This is a genomic window from Clostridium lapidicellarium (assembly GCF_041224415.1).
In the GTDB taxonomy this organism is placed as follows: Bacteria; Bacillota; Clostridia; order Clostridiales; family Clostridiaceae; genus Clostridium_B; species Clostridium_B lapidicellarium.
Genome location: NZ_JBGFFE010000003.1, coordinates 70,438 through 94,276, shown reverse-complemented (window position 1 = coordinate 94,276; position 23,839 = coordinate 70,438). Strand labels below are relative to the sequence as shown.

General features: G+C 34.8%; 21 protein-coding genes. 7 read left to right on the top strand and 14 right to left on the bottom strand.

Annotated elements, in window-relative coordinates:
- The first annotated feature begins 115 nt into the window (after positions 1 to 115).
- From AB8S09_RS04045 to AB8S09_RS04025, 5 genes are all read left to right on the top strand, one after another.
- Positions 116 to 2,173, top strand: coding sequence for a sigma-54 interaction domain-containing protein (locus AB8S09_RS04045; RefSeq protein ID WP_294182585.1), 2,058 nt, complete (start codon positions 116 to 118; stop codon positions 2,171 to 2,173).
- Positions 2,174 to 2,335: 162 nt separating this feature from the next.
- Positions 2,336 to 4,135, top strand: a complete 1,800-nt coding sequence (gene iorA, locus AB8S09_RS04040; protein ID WP_294182586.1) for an indolepyruvate ferredoxin oxidoreductase subunit alpha — start codon at positions 2,336 to 2,338, stop codon at positions 4,133 to 4,135.
- Positions 4,136 to 4,711 carry an indolepyruvate oxidoreductase subunit beta gene (locus AB8S09_RS04035; RefSeq protein WP_294182587.1) on the top strand — a complete coding sequence of 192 codons (576 nt, stop codon included), beginning with the start codon at positions 4,136 to 4,138 and terminating at the stop codon, positions 4,709 to 4,711.
- A 170-nt stretch (positions 4,712 to 4,881) separates the two neighbouring features.
- Positions 4,882 to 5,451: a hypothetical protein gene (locus tag AB8S09_RS04030; protein ID WP_294182589.1), complete on the top strand. Its 570-nt coding sequence runs from the start codon at positions 4,882 to 4,884 to the stop codon at positions 5,449 to 5,451.
- Between the two features lie 12 nt (positions 5,452 to 5,463).
- Complete coding sequence (locus AB8S09_RS04025; protein WP_294182591.1) at positions 5,464 to 5,676, top strand: DUF3006 domain-containing protein; 213 nt, start codon at positions 5,464 to 5,466, stop codon at positions 5,674 to 5,676.
- Positions 5,677 to 5,711: 35 nt separating this feature from the next.
- Here the strand turns inward: AB8S09_RS04025 and AB8S09_RS04020 are convergent, their stop codons facing one another.
- From AB8S09_RS04020 to AB8S09_RS04005, 4 genes are all read right to left on the bottom strand, one after another.
- A complete protein-coding gene (locus tag AB8S09_RS04020; protein WP_294182593.1) occupies positions 5,712 to 6,569 on the bottom strand; it encodes a YitT family protein in 858 nt (285 codons plus the stop codon).
- A gap of 175 nt (positions 6,570 to 6,744) precedes the next feature.
- The gene (locus AB8S09_RS04015) at positions 6,745 to 7,704 is read right to left on the bottom strand and encodes an acyl-CoA dehydratase activase (protein ID WP_294182028.1); all 960 of its coding nucleotides are present in this window, start codon (positions 7,702 to 7,704) and stop codon (positions 6,745 to 6,747) included.
- Positions 7,685 to 8,782 (bottom strand): acyl-CoA dehydratase activase-related protein, encoded by a 1,098-nt coding sequence (locus AB8S09_RS04010; RefSeq protein WP_294182029.1) that lies wholly within the window; start codon positions 8,780 to 8,782, stop codon positions 7,685 to 7,687. Before AB8S09_RS04010 ends, AB8S09_RS04015 begins: the two co-directional genes overlap by 20 nt.
- Complete coding sequence (locus AB8S09_RS04005; protein ID WP_294182030.1) at positions 8,779 to 9,678, bottom strand: acyl-CoA dehydratase activase-related protein; 900 nt, start codon at positions 9,676 to 9,678, stop codon at positions 8,779 to 8,781. The genes AB8S09_RS04010 and AB8S09_RS04005 overlap by 4 nt, the downstream gene beginning before the upstream one ends.
- A gap of 736 nt (positions 9,679 to 10,414) precedes the next feature.
- Between AB8S09_RS04005 and AB8S09_RS04000 the strand changes: the two genes are divergently transcribed.
- The gene (locus AB8S09_RS04000; RefSeq protein ID WP_294182031.1) at positions 10,415 to 11,401 is read left to right on the top strand and encodes a tyrosine recombinase XerC; all 987 of its coding nucleotides are present in this window, start codon (positions 10,415 to 10,417) and stop codon (positions 11,399 to 11,401) included.
- A 41-nt stretch (positions 11,402 to 11,442) separates the two neighbouring features.
- On the opposite strand, the gene AB8S09_RS03995 is transcribed toward AB8S09_RS04000, so the two are convergent.
- Complete coding sequence (locus AB8S09_RS03995; RefSeq protein ID WP_294182032.1) at positions 11,443 to 11,847, bottom strand: hypothetical protein; 405 nt, start codon at positions 11,845 to 11,847, stop codon at positions 11,443 to 11,445.
- A gap of 228 nt (positions 11,848 to 12,075) precedes the next feature.
- Between AB8S09_RS03995 and lexA the strand changes: the two genes are divergently transcribed.
- Positions 12,076 to 12,684 carry a transcriptional repressor LexA gene (gene lexA / locus AB8S09_RS03990; protein WP_294182033.1) on the top strand — a complete coding sequence of 203 codons (609 nt, stop codon included), beginning with the start codon at positions 12,076 to 12,078 and terminating at the stop codon, positions 12,682 to 12,684.
- 71 nt (positions 12,685 to 12,755) lie between these two features.
- Here the strand turns inward: lexA and AB8S09_RS03985 are convergent, their stop codons facing one another.
- The 9 genes from AB8S09_RS03985 to phnC all read right to left on the bottom strand — a co-directional run bounded on the left by AB8S09_RS03985 (position 12,756) and on the right by phnC (position 23,736).
- Complete coding sequence (locus AB8S09_RS03985; protein WP_294182034.1) at positions 12,756 to 14,036, bottom strand: methionine gamma-lyase family protein; 1,281 nt, start codon at positions 14,034 to 14,036, stop codon at positions 12,756 to 12,758.
- A gap of 147 nt (positions 14,037 to 14,183) precedes the next feature.
- The gene (hfq, locus tag AB8S09_RS03980) at positions 14,184 to 14,426 is read right to left on the bottom strand and encodes an RNA chaperone Hfq (protein WP_294182035.1); all 243 of its coding nucleotides are present in this window, start codon (positions 14,424 to 14,426) and stop codon (positions 14,184 to 14,186) included.
- A gap of 83 nt (positions 14,427 to 14,509) precedes the next feature.
- Positions 14,510 to 15,442, bottom strand: coding sequence for a tRNA (adenosine(37)-N6)-dimethylallyltransferase MiaA (gene miaA, locus AB8S09_RS03975; RefSeq protein ID WP_294182112.1), 933 nt, complete (start codon positions 15,440 to 15,442; stop codon positions 14,510 to 14,512).
- An 11-nt stretch (positions 15,443 to 15,453) separates the two neighbouring features.
- Positions 15,454 to 17,244 (bottom strand): DNA mismatch repair endonuclease MutL, encoded by a 1,791-nt coding sequence (gene mutL / locus AB8S09_RS03970; protein WP_294182036.1) that lies wholly within the window; start codon positions 17,242 to 17,244, stop codon positions 15,454 to 15,456.
- 24 nt (positions 17,245 to 17,268) lie between these two features.
- Positions 17,269 to 19,863 carry a DNA mismatch repair protein MutS gene (mutS, locus tag AB8S09_RS03965; RefSeq protein WP_294182037.1) on the bottom strand — a complete coding sequence of 865 codons (2,595 nt, stop codon included), beginning with the start codon at positions 19,861 to 19,863 and terminating at the stop codon, positions 17,269 to 17,271.
- A gap of 14 nt (positions 19,864 to 19,877) precedes the next feature.
- Positions 19,878 to 21,248 carry a tRNA (N6-isopentenyl adenosine(37)-C2)-methylthiotransferase MiaB gene (gene miaB, locus AB8S09_RS03960; RefSeq protein ID WP_294182113.1) on the bottom strand — a complete coding sequence of 457 codons (1,371 nt, stop codon included), beginning with the start codon at positions 21,246 to 21,248 and terminating at the stop codon, positions 19,878 to 19,880.
- 85 nt (positions 21,249 to 21,333) lie between these two features.
- Positions 21,334 to 22,152 carry a PhnE/PtxC family ABC transporter permease gene (locus AB8S09_RS03955; RefSeq protein ID WP_294182038.1) on the bottom strand — a complete coding sequence of 273 codons (819 nt, stop codon included), beginning with the start codon at positions 22,150 to 22,152 and terminating at the stop codon, positions 21,334 to 21,336.
- Complete coding sequence (phnE, locus tag AB8S09_RS03950; RefSeq protein WP_294182039.1) at positions 22,152 to 22,952, bottom strand: phosphonate ABC transporter, permease protein PhnE; 801 nt, start codon at positions 22,950 to 22,952, stop codon at positions 22,152 to 22,154. Before phnE ends, AB8S09_RS03955 begins: the two co-directional genes overlap by 1 nt.
- Positions 22,945 to 23,736, bottom strand: coding sequence for a phosphonate ABC transporter ATP-binding protein (gene phnC, locus AB8S09_RS03945; protein WP_294182040.1), 792 nt, complete (start codon positions 23,734 to 23,736; stop codon positions 22,945 to 22,947). Before phnC ends, phnE begins: the two co-directional genes overlap by 8 nt.
- Positions 23,737 to 23,839 lie beyond the last annotated feature (103 nt).

The window sequence follows — 23,839 nt, the reverse complement described above, 5'->3', positions numbered from 1 at the left end:
ATAAACTACCGATATATATAAGGGCAGTTATGGCCTTCTAAATTACAAATACATATCGGAGTCGGTAAATAATGTGGTATACTATAGAAAAGTGATTAATTAGAGGATGAAAAACATGAGTAAAAAAATTGCAATAGTAGGTTATGGGAAGGATGCAGTGGATACCTATGGCAAACAGATTATCGCTCTATTTTCAAATAGCATATCTATAGAAAAGTTTTACATATACAAATGCAACATAGAGAAACCAATTAATGCTGATCTGGTACTTATTCAATCTTACAATATCCTAGGTAAAATAAAATCGTATTTGAATATAAAAAGTAAAATAGTGGTTGCAAACAGAACTATTTCGAAATCGGGATTTAACAAAATAATGGACATTCCAAGGGGATCACATGTATGGCTTTTAGATGAAGATATGGAAATGTCCAAAGAAATGGTATGCTTATTGTATGAATTGGGTGTGATGCATATAAAAATAACTCCTATGTATCCGGGGATCGATAGAAATTTGAGGGGAAAAACACTTATTTTGTTGGGGGAATCCTCCTGCAGTACAGAAGGTGCTGAAAACGTTATAAACATAGGGAACAGTCTTTTGGATATAAGTACCATACTTGACATAGGAGGAAAGTTGAATTTACTTTATATTCTGCAAGATCAAAACATAAAAAAGGGATATATGGAAATCGTCAGCAGAAATTCCGGTATGTCCTGCGTATTGGGCCAGACAAATCGCTTTGGAAGTGAACTCAAAGTATTATTTCAAGTCCTGGATGACGGAATAATAGGTGTTGATCCTGATGGCAAAGTTTACACTTACAACAACAGTGCAGAAGAGATAACCGGTATAAGCAAAGGCAGTGCTCTCGGGAAAAGCATATCGGATTTGATTCCGGGTATATCTTTTGGCAGTGTATTGAAAAATATGCGTCCAACTGTTGAAAAGCTTATAAAAATAAATGGGTATGATGTGATTCTGTCTGAACACCCGCTGTTTAATTCAGGTATACTTTACGGTGTGGTAGTAATAATCAAAAAATTCAATGACATGGAAAAAAAGCAGTATAAATTTAGAGAGCAAATAATTGGACAAGGACATAGGGCAAAATATACATTTGAAGATATATTGGGTAAAAGTGAAATAATTAAAAAATATAAAAAAATTGCCAAAAGAATGGCAGCTTCAAACTCCTCAATACTGATAACCGGTGAAAGTGGTACCGGCAAGGAGCTGTTTGCACAGGCAATACATAATAGCTCCAAGAGAAAAAATTATCCTTTTGTAGCTGTGAACTGTGCTGCTATTACTGAAAGTTTATTGGAAAGTGAACTGTTCGGATATGAAGAAGGGGCCTTTACAGGCGCCAGAAAAGGCGGAAAACCGGGATTATTTGAGCTTGCCCACAGAGGCACTTTATTTTTGGATGAAATAGGTGAAATGCCATTAAACCTTCAGGCAAAACTCCTGAGAGTACTTCAGGAAAGAGAAGTTATGAGAATAGGTGGAAGCAATTTAATTAAAGTAGATGTCAGAATAATATCGGTGACTAATAGAAATTTGAAGGATATGCTGAGAAAAGGGAAATTTAGAAAAGATCTATATTATAGGCTGAGTGTACTGCCGTTGAATTTACCTCCCTTAAGAGATAGACGTGATGATATAATACCTCTACTTAATGGAATAAAAAATCAGTTGAATGTTGATTTTACTCTAACAGGGTCAGCTAAAAATGCTTTGATCAACTACAACTGGAATGGAAATGTCAGGGAATTAAAAAATTATATAGAATATTTTGCAAGTTTGGATATTAAAGAAATAGATTTAAAAGATCTTCCTTTTTACAAGAAAAAGCTCAATAAAAATATATTTGACAGGGATGAAGAAGTTATATTCAAAAAATTTCTGGATGAAATCGACAAGGACATAGAAAAATATATATTTTTGCTTGAAAAATTGGATAGAGGATATAAAGATAAGAGGAGAATGGGAAGACGGAGTTTATATAAAATAGCCAGTCAGGAGAATATTTTTTTGAGTGAACAGGAAATAAGAGCCATGCTCATAGAATTGGAAAAAAATTTGATGATAAAAATAAACAAGGGCAGGGGAGGAAGCGTGATTACAAAATTTGGTGAAAAAGTTCTGAATTTTTTAAAAAGTAACTGAAATCTATGATAGGGTTGAATGGATAATTGATTATACCATTTGACCCTTTTCTATAAATAAATTTCCCTAAAGCAGGGTATTTTGTCTGTAAAGTCTTTGGCACGTTATATGCTCTTAAATATAGTGTTTATACTAAAGTATTGTTTTGGAGGGAGTATATAAATGAAAGTACTTATGACAGGTAACGAAGCCATTGCCAGAGGTTTTTATGAAGCAGGCGGAACTGTTGCATCGGCTTACCCAGGAACACCTTCTACAGAAATACTGGAAAACGTTTCAAATTACGAGGGCATATATTCGGAATGGGCGACAAATGAGAAGGTGGCGACGGAAGTAGCTGTAGGTGCTTCTATTGCAGGGGCAAGATCTATGACAGCAATGAAACATGTAGGATTAAATGTAGCTGCAGATCCTCTTATGACTTTCGGATACACTGGAGTTAATGGAGGATTTGTCCTGGTCTCAGCAGATGATCCGGGTATGCATTCTTCACAAAATGAACAGGACAATAGATATTATGGCAAATTTTCCAAAATGGCCATGATAGAACCAAGTGACAGTCAGGAATGTAAGGATTTCTTAAGAGAAGCTTTTAATATATCAGAAAAATTTGATACAGGAGTTATATTTAGAGTTTCTACTAGGATATGTCATTCCAAATCCCTGGTTGAACTTTCTTCGAGAAAAGATGTAAAAATGAAGCCATATATAAAAAATACATCTAAATTCGTAACTATACCGGCACATGCAAGAAAACTTCATTTAGAAGTAGAGAAGAGATTGAAAAAATTAGAAAAATTCAGCAATGATACCGATTTGAACAGAATTGAATGGGGTGACAGGCAGATAGGCATTATAACCTCGGGAATAAGTTATGAATATGCAAAAGAAGTTTTTGGAAACAACGCATCCTATTTAAAACTTGGTTTCACAAATCCTCTTCCCTTTGAAAAAATAAGTAAATTTGCACAGGGAGTGAAAACGCTTTATGTAATTGAAGAGTTAGAGCCTTATATAGAAGAGCAGATTAAAGCAAGGGGAATTGATTGTATAGGGAAGGATAAGATTCCAAGAGTGGGTGAATTAAATCCGGATATTGTCGCATCTTCCCTTTTAAAAACTGAATATGAAAGCAGAAAAGAAACTGCAAGTTCTGTAGAAAATTTAAAAAAGGAAATAATATCAAGACCTCCTACGCTGTGTGCTGGGTGTCCTCACAGGGGTTTGTTTTATACACTATCCAAGAAAAAGGATATAATGATTACAGGAGATATAGGCTGTTATACTTTAGGATGTGCGGAGCCTTTAAATGCAATGGACACATGTATTTGCATGGGTGCCTCGGTAAGCACCTCTCATGGAGCTGAAAAGGCTTTCAAAATCAATGGAATAGATAAAAAGACAGTGGGAGTAATAGGAGATTCTACTTTCTTTCACTCTGGCATTACAGGTTTAATTGATATAGTCTATAATAAGGGAAATTCAATAATTGTAATACTGGATAATAGAATAACTGCTATGACAGGACATCAGGAAAATCCAGGGACAGGATATACTTTAAGCGGCGAAAAGACTTATGCCATAGATATACCTCAATTGTGCAGAGCCATAGGTGTAAAAAATATATGGACGGTGAATCCACTTAATTTAAGCGAAACGGAAATTGCTTTGGATAAGGCATTAAAAAGTGAGGAACCTTCTGTAATTATAAGCAGGTGGCCCTGTGTATTAAAAAAGTTGAGCGAAGAAGACAAAAAGGAATTCAATACAAAAAAAGTTGTCTACAGAGTAAGCAAAGACAAGTGTCAAAAGTGTAAAATGTGTATAAAGTCAGGTTGCCCGGCTATATCAATTTCAGATATCTCAAATATATCACATATAGATGAAGACATTTGTGTTGGGTGTTCCGTCTGTGCACAGATATGTCCTTTTGATGCAATAAAAAAGGTAGGTGACATATAGATGAACAAGGTAAAAAATATTTTGTTTGTAGGAGTTGGCGGACAGGGAATTATACTGGCATCCAAAATATTGGTTTCAGGTTTGATAAATTCAGGCTATGATGTAAAAATGTCTGAAGTTCATGGAATGGCGCAGAGAGGAGGGAGTGTTACAACACAGGTCAGATATGGAGATAAAGTATACTCGCCTATCATAGGAAAAGGCAGCGCAGATGTAATTGTTGCTTTTGAGAAAATGGAAGCTTTAAGATGGATTGAATATTTGAGTCCGGGGGGAAAATTGATTGTGAATGATTATAAAATACCTTCGGCTACTGTGCTTTCGGAAAAAGAAAAATATCCTGAAAATGTTATTGAAAATATAAAATCAAATATAAAAAATACCACTGTAATAAAGGCGGCAGAAAAAGCCAAGGAACTGGGAAATATAAAATCTCAAAATATGATCATGCTGGGGGTACTGCTAAAAACCTTACAGCTTCCAAATGTAAATTGGGGAAAAATTATAAGTGAAAATGTAAAAAAACAATTTGTGAGTATAAATATGAAATCTGTGAAAATAGGTATGGATGTATAGAAACTGGCCCTATAACAGCTCTTAAAAGACCACTATTCAAAATAAATTTTTGAATAGTGATTTTTTTATTCGTTTTAATAAGTCAAAATCATTGAAAATATTGTATAATGAAATTAAAGATATATTTTTACAAGGATTTGTATTTTAGAAATTTTCAGAGGGGAGAAATAATGAATTATTATTGTGAAGAATGGGATAGAATGAAAATTAAGGGAAAATTTAAATTCATACTGGATTTTAAAAATCTCATGCTCATACTTATGTTTATATTTATTTTCCTGATTGTAAAAATATTTACATTTAATCAATTTTATCTATTAAAAGAATTCATATTTTATGTGCTGTATATGATAGGAGCTTTTTCAGTTCTTATGATAGTATCTCAGAGTATAAAATGGAATTTATACGAAAAATTTTTTAATGGAAATTTTTCAAAAAAGTCTCTAGTTATTAAATTGGGAGAGATCTTTCTGGGAATTCTGAGTTTGTGGATTCCTCTTGGAATTTTTTATTCTATATTTGTAATAACTCCCAATTCCTATATATTGAAAAATCTGAGCTTTACCTTGAATTATCTAATTTATTTTACTGCACATATAAGTGTAAATTGTATACTTTGGATATTAATGGGATTTGTACTGGAATTTTTAATTACCATAAAAACTATGAACTTCTTAAATTCATTGATAGAAAGTAAAAATAAAATCTATATTTTAGTTGACAAGAAAAATATATTTTAAAAGGAGATTTAAATGAGAGCTATAATAGATAGATTTGAAGGGCCTTATGCTGTCTGTGAAAAAAAAGATAAAACCATGATAAATATCAAAAGGTTGGATTTGCCTAAAGATGCAAAAGAGGGGTGTGTACTTGACATATATGAGAATAAAATAATTGTAAATGAAAGTGAAACTAAAAAGAGAAAAGAAAAAATTGATTTTTTAACCAAGAATATCTGGATTTAAAAGAATAAAAGCAGCAACAGATGCTGCTTTTATCATTAATGTATTGATTTTTTCTTATAACTTTTTCCTGAAACTTCAACGTTCCCAATTGTTATAAGTGCTGTACTGTCAAGATCATAAACAATTGATTTCAATTTAGCTATTTCCAAGCGGGATACTATTACATATATTACATTAGTAGGAGTACTTGTATAGCCTCCTTTGCCATTTAAAAGCGTAGCTCCTCTTCCCAGTCTCGCTAAAATTGCCTCCGTTATATTCTCATACTCATCTGAAATTATAAGCACGGATTTTGATTCATCTAGTCCCTCGACAGTTATGTCAATCATCTTAAAAGCTATAAAATAAGTTATAAGTGAATACATGGCTCTATCCCAGCTGAATACAAGACCGGCGCTGCTTAAAATGAATACATTGAAGAACATTACTATTTCACCTATGGAAAAACCAGTTCTCTTGTCCAAAATTATTGCTATGATTTCAGTACCATCTGAAGAACCCCCATTTCTTATTATCATTCCAATTCCAAATCCCAATATTATTCCTCCAAAAACTGAGGCCAGAAGAGTGTCATTTGTAACACCTGAAATGGGTTTGAGAAGAGATACCATAATTGAAAGAGATGTCACAGAAAACAGAGTGAAAATAGTAAAAGTTTTTCCAATATGTTTATATCCAACTAATAAGAAAGGTATATTTAATGTGAATATAAATAGTCCAAGAGGTAATTTTGTAAGATAACTTGATATAATAGATATGCCGGTAATACCTCCATCTATAACGTTGTTCGGAATTAAAAACAATTCCAAAGCTATAGAAGCTAAAACAGCTCCCAGGAACATAAATGCAAATTTGCTTAAGATCTTAAATATTTTATATCGTTTTTTTGACATTGAACCACATCCTTTAGTGAAGTTTGTATAATTTAATATTCATAGGAGAAATGAAATGTTTTTATAGATAACAAAAATGGAGATGTAATCTAAGATAATAACAAGTGCCTATATAAATATTATATATTACATTTTTAATTTTTGTCAAAATTAAAATAAAATAAAAACTATCTCCTTATGCGGAAATAGTTTTATTCCATCTTTCACATCTTCCACCGAAAAATCCTATGATCTTTTTACTGCCCAGTATTTTTACAACTTCACATCTATTTGGACACCCCGTACATTCAAAACTCTTGGATACGAAATCTATATCTGTTAAATCAAATCCATTGAATTTAGTACTGGTATTATTTTTTTCTATATTTTCTTTTGCCAGTATAGCTGCCCCGATAGCTCCCATTACTTTAAAGTTCTGCGGCACTGATATTTCCTCGCCAAGTGCCTCCTCAAAGGCATTCTTCATACCTATGTTGGCGGCAACTCCTCCCTGAAAAAATATTTTTGGATGTATTTCCTTTCCTTTGGCTACATTGTTTAAATAATTTCTAACCAGCGCATTGCACAATCCCTTTATTATATCTGAATTACTGCATCCCATTTGCTGCTTGTGTATCATATCTGATTCTGCAAAAACCGCACATCTTCCGGCTATTCTGGCAGGGCAGGTTGACTTTAAAGCATAATTCCCAAATTCATCTATCGGGATATCCAGTCTAGACGCCTGTCTGTCAAGAAAGGATCCCGTTCCGGCTGCACACACCGTGTTCATGGCAAAATCCAATACCACACCATTTTGAAGCAGTATTATTTTAGAATCCTGGCCACCTATTTCTATTATGGTTTTCACATCGGGATCCAAGTGTAATGCAGCAACTGCATGGGAAGTTATTTCATTTTTAACTACGTCGGCACCTATAACTGAGGCTGCAATCTGTCTGCCGCTGCCCGTAGTTCCAACTGCCGCTATATCCTTATCGTCATATTTTCCTTTCAGGGATTTAAGTCCTTCTTGAATTGCATTTATAGGCCTTCCTTTTGTCCTCAGATACAATGATTCAAGGACATTTATATTTTTATCTACAATTACAACATCCGTACTTACGGAACCTACGTCAACTCCCATATAATACATTGTTTTTTCTCCTTTCAAGTAAATCTAGGAAAGCTTCTATCCTAGTTATATAACCTGCTTCGCCGGTCATTTCATCCACAACCAGGGTAAGTATTGGAAATTTTTTATCCCTCGCTATGTTGGGCAGTATTGATTTCGATACTATTTCCGGCATACATCCCACAGGAAAAATTTGAATTGCACCGTCAAACCCTTTTTTACTTGCCAGAACAGCTTCTCCTACACATTCTCTTGCATGACCTCCTATATAAAATGGGAGATACTTCCTGGAAGCCATTCTTATACTGATGGAATTTAGCTTAAACGGCGATAAAATTGCATCTTTAACCCACCAGCTCGGTGTAAGACACCTGGCTGTTGATACCCCATAGTTCATGAGCTTCTCTTCTATGAATAAGTTTGAGAAGGGTTCTATTATGGTATATATTTCACCTATTATGGCAATTTTTAAAGGTTTCTTATTCTTTGAAACAGGGACTTTTCCTAATTTTCCGGCATAATTTTTCAATACGCATATCATTTCTTCCGGTGAATCAGTTTCAAAAGCTCTTTTCCTGCACTCATTCAAGAGGCTTTTACACTGGCCTCTTTTTAATTCATAGCCGCATAAGAATTTGGCCTTTTTTTCTACATTATCAATTAAATTTATTATTTTAAGTCCAAATCCAGCTACCCTTAACTTTTCAAAATTGTTCTTGTCACTTCCTGAAGCAATTGAACTTATTCTCCTGAAAAATTCTTTCAAGCCTATATCTTTAGGATAATCCAATACTATAAATTTCAAATTGTATCCCAGCTTTTTCAGCAGATTCATTTGGAGTTCGCAATATTCTCCAAATCTGCAGGGACCGCAGCTGCCAACTATCAAAATGGTATCCGCACCTTCTCTTATACTTTGAATATAATTGCCTATCATTATTTTAAATGGAAGACAAATCTCCTCGGGTGAATATTTAGCGCCTATTTCCAAAGCCTCCCTGTTGCTTAGAGGTGGAACTACATAGTCAATTCCAAGTCCGTCAAACAATGCTTTTACAGCAAGAAAGGTATTCCCGAGATGCGGAAAAGTTATTTTCATCGATTACAGCACCTTCTTTCCAGCATATCGTGAAAAGCTTCAATTCTGGTATTAAACCCCGCTTCTCCGGTTTGCTCATCTACCTTCAATACTAAAAAGGGGAATTTATTCAATTTATTTTTAATCAGCTCTATAACTACAGAATCTATACCACAGGCAAAAGAAGATACATAGATTATTCCATCTATTTTTTTATTTTTAGCCAGGTAAGTGGAAAATCCATAGGAATTTTTAGCAAAAGTCCAAAATGGCCTTTTAAATAAATCGGAAGCTTCATTTTCTATTGCATTTTCATCCACATCTTCTTCGGTAAATATGCCAATTCCAAGTTTATTCAATTTTTTCACTATGTTCATATTGATAAAACTGTCATTTATATTATAGGGATGGCCCACCAAAGCCACTTTTATGGGAAAATTTGAGCTGTCATGCGGTTTTATAAAATTGCACTGTATTCTTGAAGCTTTTTCATAGGCCCTCCTGATTTTAAAAATATTCTTGGTACATGCAAAGCCTGAATTTAAAATCCAATTTTTAAATTTGCTTTTAGAAAAAGCATACACGGGATAACTCAGTACGGGCGGCATATCTGAAATATCATTCAATATCATCTCTGGAAGTCCACAAAATTTAGGGCATATAAATTCTCTTTTCTTCAGCTGCATAATTCTTGGAATAAGAATAACGTCACATTTGTCTTTTATAGCAGCTACGTGGCCGTGAAATATTTTTATTGGAAGACAGGCTTCATCTACACAGCACTTTACTCCTCTGTCCAGAATATATTTATTTGTATCGGGTGAAGTCACTATTTCCGCTCCCAATTCTTCGAAGAAAGTTTCAACAAAAGGGTGGTACTTACAGTAAAGTAGTCCTTGAGGAATACCTATTTTCATATATGATAACTGCTTCTAAAAACAACTTAAAGCAGCAGACCTCCAATCTTTCAAATTAATAACAAATTAAATTTACATACATTTGTATATTTTATCTCAATTACAGAAATTTATTCAATTTCACTATACTATTTTCTTAATTCACTAAAAAATAGCAGTATCCTAAATATCGATTCTGTTAAAAAAAATAATTTTAAAAATATGAATACCTACAAATTATATTTTTAAGTATTTTTTATTTTCTAATTCTACAAATAAATCCATTATTCTTTAATTAACAACTTTTACAATAACTTGATTACGACCTAATTTTACACAATATAATCTTATGAATTTTTTACAAGAAAAAAGGGGAAGGGGAGAAAAAAATGAATCCACATAGTTATCACCATATTGTGGAAATATTTCAATTTTATAAATGTACACTTTATTTCCACAATGTGTTAATAACTGTATTTATGAAAATATGAATTATTTAAAATGCAAAAATTCATTTTGCTTTATCTGTATTCGACAATAACGCCGGAAAAATCAACAATATATTAAATTTTTACAGATTAATGCAATTTAATCCGTTTCGTATGGAGAAAGCTATAAGTTTCAGTGAGATTTAACTGAAATGAAAATAAATTTGTTTCATAAAAAGAAGGATTTTGGATGACTTTTATAGAATATTAACTTCGCTAAATGATTATTTAGCGAAGTTAATGCTATTTTAAGAAAGGAAGAACACTTTATGCAGTATAATTTGAAACACGTATATGACCCTGGACTGCCAAGATGTTTAAATGACTTCTTAAACTACCTCGGTACCATCAGAGGAAAATCAAAAAACACTTTAAATGGCTATAAAATTGATCTTACCATGTTTTTCAGATTTTTAAAGCTCTATAAGGGTCTGATAAACGGAGATTATGAGTTTAAAAAAATAAATATAAACGACATAGATGAAAATTTCGTAAGGCATATAAGTTTAAGCGATCTCTTTGCATTTATATCCTTTGTCGAAAATTACAGGAATAATGGTGACTGCAGCAGAGCTAGAAAAGTAGCTGCCATAAAGTCCTTTTTCAAATACCTGTACAGCAAGGCAAAAATAATAGATGAAAACCCTGCCCTGGAATTGGAATCACCTAAAATAAGTCAAAAAAACCCAATTTACTTGAGTCTTGAGGAAAGCAAGGAACTTTTAAGAGCCGTAGACGGAAAATTTAAAAAGAGGGATTATTGCATTATAACTTTCTTCCTAAACTGTGGAATGAGGCTGTCTGAATTGTGCGGCATCAATATCTCGAATATCAAGGAAGATACGCTGACTGTAATTGGCAAGGGGAGCAAGGAAAGAACTATATATCTGAATAAAGCCTGCAGAAGAGCTCTTAAAAATTACCTTGAGGAAAGGAGCAAATATCATGACAAAATAAAAAACAGGGATGCCCTCTTTATAAGTAGAAATTACAACAGGATAAATAAGAGGACTGTAGAATTGATGCTGAAAAAATATTTGAAAAAAGCAGGTTTAGACAGCAGAAAATATACCCCGCATAAATTGAGGCACACTGCAGCCACTCTCATGTACAAATATGGAAATGTTGATATAAGAAGCCTTCAAAAAATATTGGGCCATGAAAATGTATCCACTACCCAGATCTATACCCATGTAGATGATGAAGAGCTGAGAAAAGCAGTTAAATCAAACCCACTGAGCGAGGAAGATATGTAAAACAAAAAATTAAAGGCTGGAAAAATTCCAGCCTTTAATTTCTATTTGTTTTTGAACTTCTTATTTATCCTGATAAGCCCCGGATATTCTTCACGTGCAAATTTCTTAAAAGAATTTTTATTTTCAAGTACTTCGCTTAATCCGTCTATATCGTCTATGAATTCAACTTTATCGTCATTTTTATCGTCGCCTTTATTTTCCAAATTCTCATCATCTTGATAATGAGAATCATTTGATGAACACTCGTCTTCCTCTTCGTAATCCCTGGATTCATTTTCATCATCTATGATATCGTCAATTTTTATAGCTTTCATATCATACCCTTCCATTTCAAGGCATTTACCACAATTGTCGCATTTTTTGGTTGGATCCAAATCGCATGTGTCGCATTCACCACAGTTGTCACATACTTTGTTTTCATCAAATACGCAATAATTATTTTTCATAATATCTCCCTCTTGTTATCCTGTAATAAAACTAGTATAGAACATAGGTTTGATATTTGTCAACTTCTATGATATAATTCACATCAAGTGATTCTTAGGTTCAAAATGGAGCCTGGGCCTTAGAAGAACTTATCCAGGCGCGCAGCAGTGCTTATCCCCCGCTTTGAGAAGCTGGGAGTATTGGCCAATGATAGCGTTCGGATAAATAAATTATAGGAGTGTTTTTTTATGAAAAATTCCAGTAACAACAGACAACTTCAGATATATGAATTTATAAAATCCCAAATTAAAGAAAAGGGTTACCCTCCTTCTGTCAGGGAAATATGTGCAGCTGTAGGCCTGAAATCCACTTCTACCGTGCACAATCATCTTGCAAAATTGGAAAAGAGAGGACTTATAAAAAGAGATGGAATTAAATCCAGGACTATAGAGATAATTGAAAAATCAGCACCTCAAAAGGAAATGATAGATGTCCCCATTATAGGAAACATAGCTGCAGGCATACCTATTTTAGCTACTGAGAATATAGAAGATTTTTTCCCAATTCCGATGGATTACATTAAAAATGATAAAAAATTATTTATATTGAAAGTTAAGGGAGAAAGCATGGTAGATGCAGGTATATTGGACGGAGATTTTTCCATACTGGAGCAGACAAATGTTGCTGAAAATGGAGATATAGTTGCGGCCATGATTGGAAACGAAGCTACTTTAAAAAGATTTTTCAAGGGAAAGGACAGTATAAGGCTCCAGCCTGAAAATAAAAATATGTCTCCCATTATAGTGACTGACTGTAAAATCATAGGAAAATTAGTAGGCATATATAGAAAATATTAGATTTATTTTCATGTAAATTTTAAATCAGGGATCCTTTAAATAAGTAAATTCCTGATTTAAAATTTACGATGTTACAGTATACGGGATAATGCTATGAGTATCCCTATTTTAGCATGGTCAAAAGTAAGTCCGCCTTGAAGATATCCTATATATGGCTCCCTTATAGGCGCATCCGCAGATAATTCTATGGAGGAACCCTGCACGAAATCTCCCGCAGCCATTATAACCTGATCTGAATATCCCGGCATATCCCAGGGTTCGCATGTGACAAAGGAATCTACCGGCGATCCATTCTGAATGGCCCTGCAAAAATTTATCAGCTTTGATTTGTCCATGAACTTAATTGCCTGTATTATATCACTTCTCTTATCGTTATACCTGGGTAAAACCTCAAATCCGGCCAGTTCCATGATCCTGGCACAGAAGATGGCCCCTTTCACTGCTTCTATTGAGATATGGGGAGCTAAAAAAAGCCCTTCATATAAAAGTCTCATAACCCCAAATGTAGAACCGCACTCCCCTCCTATTCCAGGGACGGTAAGCCTATAGGAAGCCTGAGTGACACAATCTTTTCTGCCAACTATGTATCCTCCAGTAGGTGCTATTCCACCTCCTATATTTTTTATGAGAGAACCAGCAGCCATGTCAGCCCCTACGTCAGTTGGCTCCAGGGTATCTATAAATTCTCCGTAACAATTGTCCACAAGACATATCACATCGGGATTTATCCGTTTTACAAAATCAATTATCCTTTTGATTTCAGGTATGAGCAGGGATTTTCTCCAGCCGTAGCCAGTAGATCTCTGTATATGTACTAATTTTATGCTGCTGTTTTCCCTGAGATGTTTTTCTATGCCCTTAAAATCTATTCTATCATCTTCAGTCAGGTCCACCTGTTCATAATTTATACCGTATTCTCTGAGAGAGCCCAGTTTTTTGCCAGCATCCATTCCTATCAAGCTGTGTAAAGTGTCATAAGGTGTACCACATACCGAAAGCATTGTATCTCCAGGACGCAAATTTCCAAAAATGGCACAGCAAAGGGCATGTGTACCATTTACAAAGTGCGGCCTTACAAGTGCACTCTCCGAATTGAATATGTCCGCATAAACCCTATCTAAAGAATCTCTGCCTATATCACCGTATCCATAGCCAGAAGAATTGGTAAAATGTGACTCGCTTATTCTTTCCCTCTGCATTGCATTTAAAACTTTCACTTGATTGTATTCTCTTACTTCATCGTAGTATTTGAATTGGTTCTTCACATCTTCCAGTGCTCTTTCATATAGATCAAACACTCTTTCATCTATTTTATACGCTTCCTTGAGTTTTTTCTTAGTTATATCTAACAACGTCAATTCTCCTTTTTCATATTTCATATTTTTATTTGCTTTATTTTTTAAGGTAAAAGGCACATAGAAAGGGAATAGGCAATACCTATTCCTCTCTACATTTAACAAATAACCTTATTGTCTAGCACTTTTAACTGTTTTTTCAATCTAATCTGTTTCAACTTGCTGCGCATTAAACAAGATTGATTTTACGGGTGTAATAGTGGAAATTGCATGTTTGTATACCATCATCTGTTTTCCAGCACAATCCAATATGACTGTAAAATTGTCAAATCCTTTTACAGTCCCCTTAATTTGAAACCCATTGGTCAAATATATGGTAACTGAAATTTTATTCTTTCTTGCACCATTTAGAAAAATGTCCTGTAAATTATTAGCTGGTTTACTCATAGCTCTCACCCTCCGTAATTTTATTATATAATTATATAAATGCCACAATAACTTTTTCAGTATCATGGCCCACGGCAGTTAAATTACTGCATGGCTTTAAATTTATTTATTATATACTCAACTATTTCACTGCGGCAATTAAAATCATCTTCATTTACCCATATGGCTCTCTTATCTTTCCTAAACCACGTCAATTGCCTTTTGGCATAATTTCTGCTTCCTTTTTTTACCAGATATATAGCTTCATCCAAAGATATCGTACCCTCTAAATAACCTAGTATTTCTTTATATCCTATAGCTTTCATGGATTGCATATTCCTTGTACAACCCATTGATTTCAAATTTTCAACTTCATCTATAAGCCCTTTTTTCAGCATTATATCCACTCTGCTGTTGATTTTCTCGTACAATTCAGTCCTATTCATTGTCAGGACAAAATAGTATATTTTATAGGGCGCCTCATATAAACGGTTCCGGGCATTAAATTCACCTATGGTTTTTCCTGTAAGCTTATAAACCTCTAAAGCCCTGACAACTCTCTTTAGGTCATTGGGATAAAGTTTTTTATAGGATACTTCGTCTACATCCTTCAAGAGTGAATGTACATATTTTTTTCCGTTCTTTTCAGCCAGTTCCCTAAGATGTTTTCTATAAGTTTTATCCACTTTTGCATCTGTAAAATTATAATTGCAGATAATGGAATTGATATAAAGACCTGTACCTCCTACCAGCATTGGGAGTTTGTTTTTTTTGTATATCTCGTCTATAGTTTTCACAGCCAGTTTCTTATATTCCAATACATTGAAACTTTTGTTGGGTTCTATAAAATCTATTAAATGATGGGGTACTCCCTTCATTTCCTCCGGGGTAATCTTTGCAGAGCCTATATTCATATATTTGTATATTTGCATGGAATCTGCCGATATTATTTCACCGTCAAGTTTTCTGGCAATTTCTACGGATATATCACTTTTCCCAACTGCAGTAGGACCTGCCAGTATAAATAAATTTTGCATAAATTTTTCACTCACTGTATTCTCTTAAATTTTTTTTCCAGATCATTTAAAGTAAATTTTATTATAACAGGTCTTCCATGAGGACAGGTATAGGGTTCTTCTATAAATCTCAATTGTTCAAGTAAATCTTCCATTTCCATACGGGACAAATGATCGTTTGCCTTAATGGCAGCTTTACAGGCAAGAGTCGCTATCGAAATATATTTTACCTCCCAGGTTTCACCAGAACCCATATTTTTCAAATTATCAAGTATCTCCGTGAATAAATTTCTGATATCAGGTTTCCCAAGTATCATAGGTACTTCTCTTATATTTACAGCTGTATCTCCAAATGATTCTATTTTGAAGCCGGTTTTTTTAAAGATATTCTCATTTTCTATATAATAATTATAATCAATTGGTGAAAGTTCTACAACTACAGGAGTTGCTAAAATTTGAGACAATACGCTGCCGCTTTGAATACTTTTTTTATACTTTTCAAAAAGAATCTTTTCATGGGCGGCATGCTGATCTATCATGTACAGATTATCTCCATCCTCTGCTATTATATAGGTACCGTGAAATTGGCCGATTATTTGAAGGTGTGGAAACTTGGCAGTTTCGTTGTTCATTGGAATTTCCTGAAAATTTAACTTGCGCTGCTTGTAGTTGCCGGCGGTTTCACCTATAAAACTGTTTTGCCTGCCGTCATAATCAGGCTTATTGCTGCTTTGCTCCAGATGATTTTCATTATTTAGAGATTTTAAATCAACCGGAATCTGAACTTTCTCTACATGATCGGGTTCGTCAGCATCAATGGTGAAAGAATCTTTTAAACTGTCTTTGAGTGCATCATGAACAGCGTCAAAGACAAATTTATATATCATTCTGGAATCACTGAACTTCACTTCCCACTTGGCAGGATGGACATTTACATCTACAAACTCAGGAAATATATCTATAAACAATATGAAAAACGGAAACTTGTTTATAGTAATGAAGGATTTGAAAGCTTTCTCCACTGCCGTAGTTATGGATTTATTCTTTATATATCTCTTGTTTACAAATAAACTCTGATTGTTTCTACTTCCACGGCTTATTTCCGCATTCCCTATATATCCGTAAATTGAAGCTATGTCTCCGTGTTTTTCCACAGGGATTATATTTTCATAGATATTTTTGCCGTATATGCACCGTATAACATCCATTACATTTCCCGAACCATACGTAGTAGTGGACTTTTTGCCATTTTTAAAAAATTTGAATGAAATATCTGCATTAGCCAGTGAAAGCCTGCTTATTATATCTGAAATTCCTGCAGCTTCCCTGCTGGGGGATTTTAAAAATTTTTTCCTCGCAGGTACATTGAAAAACAGGTCTTCTACCAAAACTGAAGTTCCAAGGTTGCATCCAACACGCTGAGCGCCTTTAAGTTTTCCACCGTTTATCTTTATCTCCATTCCCGAGTTGAATTGGTCAGTCCTGCTTTTAAGAACTACATTGGACACAGCAGCTATGCTCGCCAGTGCTTCACCTCTGAATCCCATGGTACTTATTTTTTCAAGATCCTGCGCACTTTTTATTTTGCTGGTGGCATGCGGCATAAAAGCTTTCTTTATGTCATCTGGATGTATTCCGCAACCGTTATCCAATACCTTTATGGATTTTTCTCCGCCATCTTCAATTTCCACAATTATATTTTTAGCTCCCGAGTCTATACTGTTTTCAAGTAATTCTTTCACTACAGAGGAAGGACCTTCAACTACTTCCCCTGCAGCAATTTTATTTGACGTATTTGCATCAAGAAGATTTATCCTTTTCATGCTATCTCAGTCCTTTGTTTAAAATTATATAGACTTCGCTCTTTTTATTATATCATAAAGTTTGTTAAAACCGTCCATAGGTGTCATATTTAATATGTCTATATTTTGAATTTCTTTAACCAGAGATTCCTTTTCCACATCTGAAAAACCCAATTGTCTGCTCGATTTAGTATTTTTTTCTTTTTTTAGGGCTTTTCCCCTTTTTGGTTCACTTGATTTTTCCAAACTGTTCAATATTTCTCGAGCTCTCTTTAAAACTTCATCGGGAAGTCCTGCAAGTTTGGCAACTTCGATGCCGTAGGATTGGTCAGCTCCACCCCTTATAATTTTTCTTAAAAATACTATATTGTTATCCACTTTTTTAACGGATACACAGTAATTTTTTACTCCATCTATCATTCCCTCCAATTTTGTCAGTTCATGATAGTGAGTTGCAAACAGCGTTTTACTCTTCAATTTGTTATTTTTACATATATATTCTATTACAGCCCAGGCTATGCTGAGTCCGTCATAAGTACTTGTTCCCCTGCCAACTTCATCTAGCAGCAGCAGGCTCCTGTTGGTAGCATTTTTCAATATATTGGAAACCTCCCACATTTCCACCATAAAAGTGCTTTTACCTGAGGACAGATCATCCGATGCACCTATCCTGGTAAATACCCTGTCACAAATGGATATGGAAGCACTTTTGGCAGGTACAAAACTTCCAATCTGGGCCATGATTACAATCAAGGCTACCTGACGCATATAGGTGGATTTACCTGCCATATTGGGACCCGTTATCAAGAGAAGTTGATTTTCAGAAGTATCCATATCTGTATTATTTGATATGAATTCACCTGCCGGCATCATTTTTTCAACTATGGGATGTCTTCCTTCTTCTATTGAGATTTTGTCTGAAAGGGTGATATCGGGTTTGCAGTAATTATTTTCCACAGCTATCTTTGCCAGGGAGCTAAGGCAGTCCACCTGGGCAATTATTTCAGCAGAGGTCTGCATTCTGTGAATTTCTTTCTCTATCGTGTTTCTTACATCTATAAAGGTGTTATACTCCAAAGATATGAGTTTGTCCTCTGCTCCTAAAATCTTATCTTCCATTTCTTTCAGCTCCGGAGTTATATATCTCTCTGAATTTGAAAGAGTCTGTTTTCTTATATATCTTCCCTCTGGTACCATGCCGAGGTTGCTTTTAGTAACTTCTATATAATATCCAAATACTTTATTATAGCCTATTTTTAGAGATTTTATTTTAGTTACATCCCTCTCCTGTTTCTCAAGAGATGCTATCCAGTCCTTGCCGTGAGTTTTTATTTCCCTCAATTCATCTATCTTGCTGTTATATCCCTTCTTTATCAGATTGCCTTCCTTCAGAGAAATCGAAGGGTTATTAAGTATGGCTCTATTTATGAGAGACCATATATCTTTAAGTTCATCCAGGTTTTCGTACATGTTCTTCAATAGCGGAGTCTTGAAATTTGAAAGTATGGATTTAATATCAGGTATTTTTTCTATAGAATTTTTCAGTGAATTCAATTCTCTCGCATTTACACTTTTAGAGGATATCTTCCCGACCAATCTCTCGATATCATATATATCCTTCAAGGATTCCCTCAAATCCTCGTGGTAGGATATATTAGTAGAAAGTTCTTCCACCGAATCCAGCCTCTCAATTATCTTATTCCTGTCCATAAGCGGTTGTTCCAGCCATTTTCTAAGTTTTCTTCCACCCATGGCAGTATTTGTCCTGTCTATGACCCAAAGAAGCGATCCCCTTTTTTTATTTTCTCTCAAGTTTTCCGTTATTTCCAGATTTCTTCTGGAATTGCTGTCTATCAGCAAATAGTCAACTACATTATAATAATGGAGTTCATTTATATGGGAAAAATTAGTTTTTTGAGTTTCACGTATATATTTTAAAAGGGAACTACAGCAGATTACAGTTTCAGGCTTATAGTCCTCTGGATCGAAATTTGTGAACTGTTTTTTTAATATTTCTTCCCCTTCTTTGGAAAAATAACCCTCATCCAGCTTGGTAACGGAACCATTAAAGATTTCTTTTATCTTGTTCAGTGAAGAAGTTGAAATATTTTCCTGAACCAATATTTCGCTCGGATTATATTTGGATATTTCATCTAAAATTGCGGATAAATTAAAAGGAGTGTCTGTACAATCAAACTCTCCCGTAGATATATCTGCAAAACACAGCGCGGAATTATTTTTCTCATCTATGTACAAACACATTATATAGTTGTTTTTATTCTCCTCTAAAAAAGTTGAATCAGTATAAGTACCGGGAGTTATAAGTTTTATAATTCCCCTTTTTACAAGGCCCTTTGCAAGGGCAGGATCCTCCAGCTGTTCACATATAGCTATTTTATATCCCTTATTTATCAAACGGCCTATGTAGGAGCCAGCAGCATGGTAGGGAATACCGCACATAGGTGCCCTTTCCTTTAAACCGCAGTCCCTTCCCGTAAGGACCAGTTCCAGTTCTCTTGCCGCCGTCTTTGCATCATCGAAAAACATTTCATAAAAATCACCTAATCTAAAAAACAGTACATAATCCTTATATTTTTCTTTTAACTCCATATACTGTTCCATCATCGGAGTCAATGCCACCTTGCTACCTCCTTTTATTGTATTTGTTTACCTAGAAGCGAAAAAGAATGGGCTTTACTTATTTTAACCTTTATCAACTCTCCTATGGAATTTACATCTCCCTGAAAATTTACAAGTTTTCCTGTTCTTGTTCTTCCCATGAGTCTTGTGCTGTCATTTTTACTTAAACCTTCCACCAGTATTTCCTCTGTCCTTCCCTCATATGCTCTGTTTTTTCGGGCTGAGGATTCATTCACGATTTTCACGAGCCTGTTGAATCTTTCATGTTTTATGTCCTCGGGGATTTGTTCTTCAAATTTATCAGCAGGAGTTCCCCTCCTTCTGGAATATATAAATGTGAAAGCGGAGTCATATCCCACTTCCCTTACCAGATTTAAGGTATCTTCAAAATCCTTTTCACTTTCGCCGGGAAATCCCACCATTATATCAGTGGTAATAGCTGCTCCAGGAATTTTTTCCTTTATCTTGTATATTAAACTCAGGTACTGTTCTCTTGAATAATTTCTGTTCATTTTTTTCAATATATTTGTAGAACCGGATTGAACCGGAAGATGTATCTGTTCGCACACTTTATCACATTTCGCAACTGCATCTATCACATCATCTGTCAGATCCTTGGGATGTGATGTCATAAATCTGATCCTTTCGAGCCCTTCTATATTGTTTATTCTCTCTAAAAGCTCGCTGAATTTCACTTCCGGATCCAGATCCTTGCCGTAGGAATTTACATTCTGACCTAAAAGGGTAACTTCCCTGCATCCTTTTGAAACCAGATTTTTTATTTCATTTTCAATATTTAGAGGGCTCCGGCTTCTTTCCCTTCCTCTTACATAGGGTACTATGCAGTAGGTGCAAAAATTGTTACAGCCATACATTATGGTGACAAAAGCCTTTATAGTGCTCTCTCTGTCTACAGGCACCCCTTCCACAATTCCAGATTCACTATTTTGGATTTCCACAACAGAACTTCTATTTTGACATACTTCATTTAGATATTGCGGAAATTTATATGCGTTGTACGTTCCAAAAATCATATCCACGAAGGGAAATTTCTTCATTATATTTTCTGCCATATGTTTTTGCTGCATCATGCATCCGCACAAGGCTATTATAAGCTCTGGATTTCGTTTCTTCAAATTTTTCAGGGCACCCAGATGTCCATACACCTTGAGTTCTGCGTTTTCCCTCACACAGCAGGTATTGAGTATAATCAAATCTGCATGATATTTATTTTTCGCTTCTTCATAGCCCATTTTTTTCAACATCCCGGACAGCTTTTCTGAATCCTCTTCATTCATCTGGCAGCCCCAGGTTTCAATAAAAAAAGTTTTTTGTATTTTATTTTTATTACAGCACTTTTGCTTGTCTGCAGTAAATTCTTGCATCATTATTCTCGTTCTCCACTTCATATTGTTTTACTTTATAATTATATCCTTAATATTCATCTGTGTAAACACAATATCCCAGTATTCAATTTACTTTTAAATTATATTTTACCGTGGTGAACGTGATCTCTATCAAATAGGCAAATATAAAGACAAGAAGTATGGAAATGCCGGCACGCCCGTAATTATAACTGGATAAGCTGGAATATATAGAATAACCTATTCCGCCGGCACCTACCATACCAAATATTCTGCATTCACCAAAATTTATTTCAAATCTCATTGCAATCCATGCTATGAGAGAAGTAAAAGAAGCCGGTAAAATTACACTGAAAAAGATTTGAATTCCTGTTGCTCCAGTGGCTTTAACAGCCTCAATCACATCTTCAGGAACTTCTTCAAAACTTTCTGAAAAGGATCTTGCAAAGAAAGCACTTGAATGTAAAAAAAGTCCCAGAATTGCAGGTACTGGACCAAGGCCCAGACAGGTAAGAAACAAAAGCACCCATATCATCGTCGGGACTGCCCTGACAAAGGAACTTATAGAGGTAAACAGTACTGCCAGAGTCCTGCTGGGAGTGATATTTCCTGCCATAATGGCACCTACAACGAGTCCTGCAAGTATGCTATATGCAGTTGCCAATATTGTTATTTCAACTGACTCTGCAAATCCGATTAAAATCAAATTGAAATTGCTAAAGTTGAACTTCAATAATTTTAAAAAAACACCTCCAAGCAGAGCAAATCTTGATATCAATTTACCCCATTCTATATGGAGGTTGACTATAGATATTATCGATATAAGAAGCATAAGCACAATGAAAATCTTAAACACCCTATTATTCTCAGGGCTGCTTATTTTAATCCGGTCTTTGGAATTTACTTTGATATTGTCTCTCCCCATTACACCAAAACCTTCTTTCTTATTAAATCTGTAATGATATTGACTACAATAACCACCAGTGCTATTTCCAGAACTGCCGTAGTTGCCACTTTATATTTAAAGGATTTTATATATCCCATAAGTAAAAGCCCTATTCCACCTCCGCCTACAAAACCAACAATAGTTGAATCCCTCACGTTCAATTCTATTGAATACAAAAACCAGGATAGATAACCGGGAACTGCCATTGGAATTACACCTTGAACTATTTTTTGCGGAAAACTCGCTCCAACAGAATCCAGTGCTTCTAGAATTTCTCCTCCAATCTCATCTATAGTTTCAATATATGCCCTCAACAAAAAACCAAAAGATGTTATAAAAAGAGCCAACAGCCCGACAGAAATTCCTATTCCAAAGGCCATGACCAGTATAAGAGCCCAGACTAAAGCCGGGATATTTCTCATAAAAGATCCAATGAGTCTTATAATTTTATTTAACAGAGGTACGTGGAAAATTATATTTGATCCAAAAAAAGATAAAATCAGTGCAAATACGGCAGCTAAAAAAGTGGAAGTTACAGCCATCTCAAAGGTCTGAAGCAGTGCCAGACTTGTTTCCTGTACCCTCGTAAAATCAGGCGGCAAAAATTCTTGTGTTATAAAATCAATTAGATTATTATAATTAAACAGTATCTCAAAGGGGTTGTACTCGGTAAAAAAGGTAGACACGGCAAAGAGAACCGCCGTGATAATAAGAGCTGTATTATAATATTTATTTCTCCTCGTATCTGTCAGAGCTATATGTTCTCTGGATTCAAGCATTCAATTTCTCCTCCCTTTTTCCAATCATCAAGTTGTCCATGGATGTATCGTAAATGTCTTCTATAATTTTATTGCTGAGCAGACTTGGCACTCCATCGAACACCACTTCACCATTTTTTATTCCAATTATTCTATCTGCATATCTCTTTGCTATTTCAACCTGATGTAAATTTACGATGCAGGTTATACCTCTCTCTTTTACCAGATCTCTTATCAAGTCCATAATAACCTTGGAATTTCCGGGATCAAGAGAGGCAATTGGTTCATCACATAGAAGCAAAGAGGGTTCCTGCATCAATGCCCTGACGATTCCAACTCTCTGTTTTTGACCCCCGGAAAGTTCGCTGGCCCTCTTATACATATAATTAATCAGGCCAACTTTATCTAGAAGTGCAACTGCCTTTTTTTTATCTTCTTCGGAATAAAGTCCTAATATTCCCTTTATACCTGATATATAGCCAAGTCTTCCGTGCATGACATTCTGCATTACAGTCAACCTGTAGACCAAATTGTAATTTTGGAACACCATTCCAATTTCTCTTCTGACTTTTCTGATCTCCCTGCCTTTAATTTGATTTATAACCTTATTTCCCAATATAATTTCACCTTTCGTAGGTTGGGTAAGACAGTTTATACACCGCAGTATCGTTGACTTACCAGCACCTGAAGGCCCAATAATAGAAACAAATTCCCCCTTGTTTACGTGAAAACTTATATTGTTTAAAACCAGTTTATCTTTGTTAAAATACTTGTATAGGTTATTAACCGATAAAATTCTATTCAAATCAAATCATCTCCATAATAATAATTAAAAAAGAGGCCGTCTTAAAAGGCATTTATTCTTTATTTTTACTTTTAAAAGGGTCTCTTCACCAATGCAAGTTTCA

Coding starts and splice junctions, on each gene's coding strand:
- AB8S09_RS04045 (WP_294182585.1), top strand. CDS start 116: ATGAGTAAAAAAATTGCAATAGTAGGTTATGGGAAGGATGCAGTGGAT.
- AB8S09_RS04035 (WP_294182587.1), top strand. CDS start 4,136: ATGAACAAGGTAAAAAATATTTTGTTTGTAGGAGTTGGCGGACAGGGA.
- AB8S09_RS04025 (WP_294182591.1), top strand. CDS start 5,464: ATGAGAGCTATAATAGATAGATTTGAAGGGCCTTATGCTGTCTGTGAA.
- AB8S09_RS04005 (WP_294182030.1), bottom strand. CDS start 9,678: ATGAAAATAGGTATTCCTCAAGGACTACTTTACTGTAAGTACCACCCT.
- lexA (WP_294182033.1), top strand. CDS start 12,076: ATGAAAAATTCCAGTAACAACAGACAACTTCAGATATATGAATTTATA.
- miaB (WP_294182113.1), bottom strand. CDS start 21,248: ATGCAAGAATTTACTGCAGACAAGCAAAAGTGCTGTAATAAAAATAAA.
- AB8S09_RS04015 (WP_294182028.1), bottom strand. CDS start 7,704: ATGTATTATATGGGAGTTGACGTAGGTTCCGTAAGTACGGATGTTGTA.
- AB8S09_RS04020 (WP_294182593.1), bottom strand. CDS start 6,569: ATGTCAAAAAAACGATATAAAATATTTAAGATCTTAAGCAAATTTGCA.
- AB8S09_RS04010 (WP_294182029.1), bottom strand. CDS start 8,782: ATGAAAATAACTTTTCCGCATCTCGGGAATACCTTTCTTGCTGTAAAA.
- AB8S09_RS03995 (WP_294182032.1), bottom strand. CDS start 11,847: ATGAAAAATAATTATTGCGTATTTGATGAAAACAAAGTATGTGACAAC.
- mutL (WP_294182036.1), bottom strand. CDS start 17,244: ATGAAAAGGATAAATCTTCTTGATGCAAATACGTCAAATAAAATTGCT.
- iorA (WP_294182586.1), top strand. CDS start 2,336: ATGAAAGTACTTATGACAGGTAACGAAGCCATTGCCAGAGGTTTTTAT.
- phnE (WP_294182039.1), bottom strand. CDS start 22,952: ATGCTTGAATCCAGAGAACATATAGCTCTGACAGATACGAGGAGAAAT.
- AB8S09_RS04000 (WP_294182031.1), top strand. CDS start 10,415: ATGCAGTATAATTTGAAACACGTATATGACCCTGGACTGCCAAGATGT.
- AB8S09_RS03955 (WP_294182038.1), bottom strand. CDS start 22,152: ATGGGGAGAGACAATATCAAAGTAAATTCCAAAGACCGGATTAAAATA.
- hfq (WP_294182035.1), bottom strand. CDS start 14,426: ATGAGTAAACCAGCTAATAATTTACAGGACATTTTTCTAAATGGTGCA.
- AB8S09_RS04030 (WP_294182589.1), top strand. CDS start 4,882: ATGAATTATTATTGTGAAGAATGGGATAGAATGAAAATTAAGGGAAAA.
- miaA (WP_294182112.1), bottom strand. CDS start 15,442: ATGCAAAATTTATTTATACTGGCAGGTCCTACTGCAGTTGGGAAAAGT.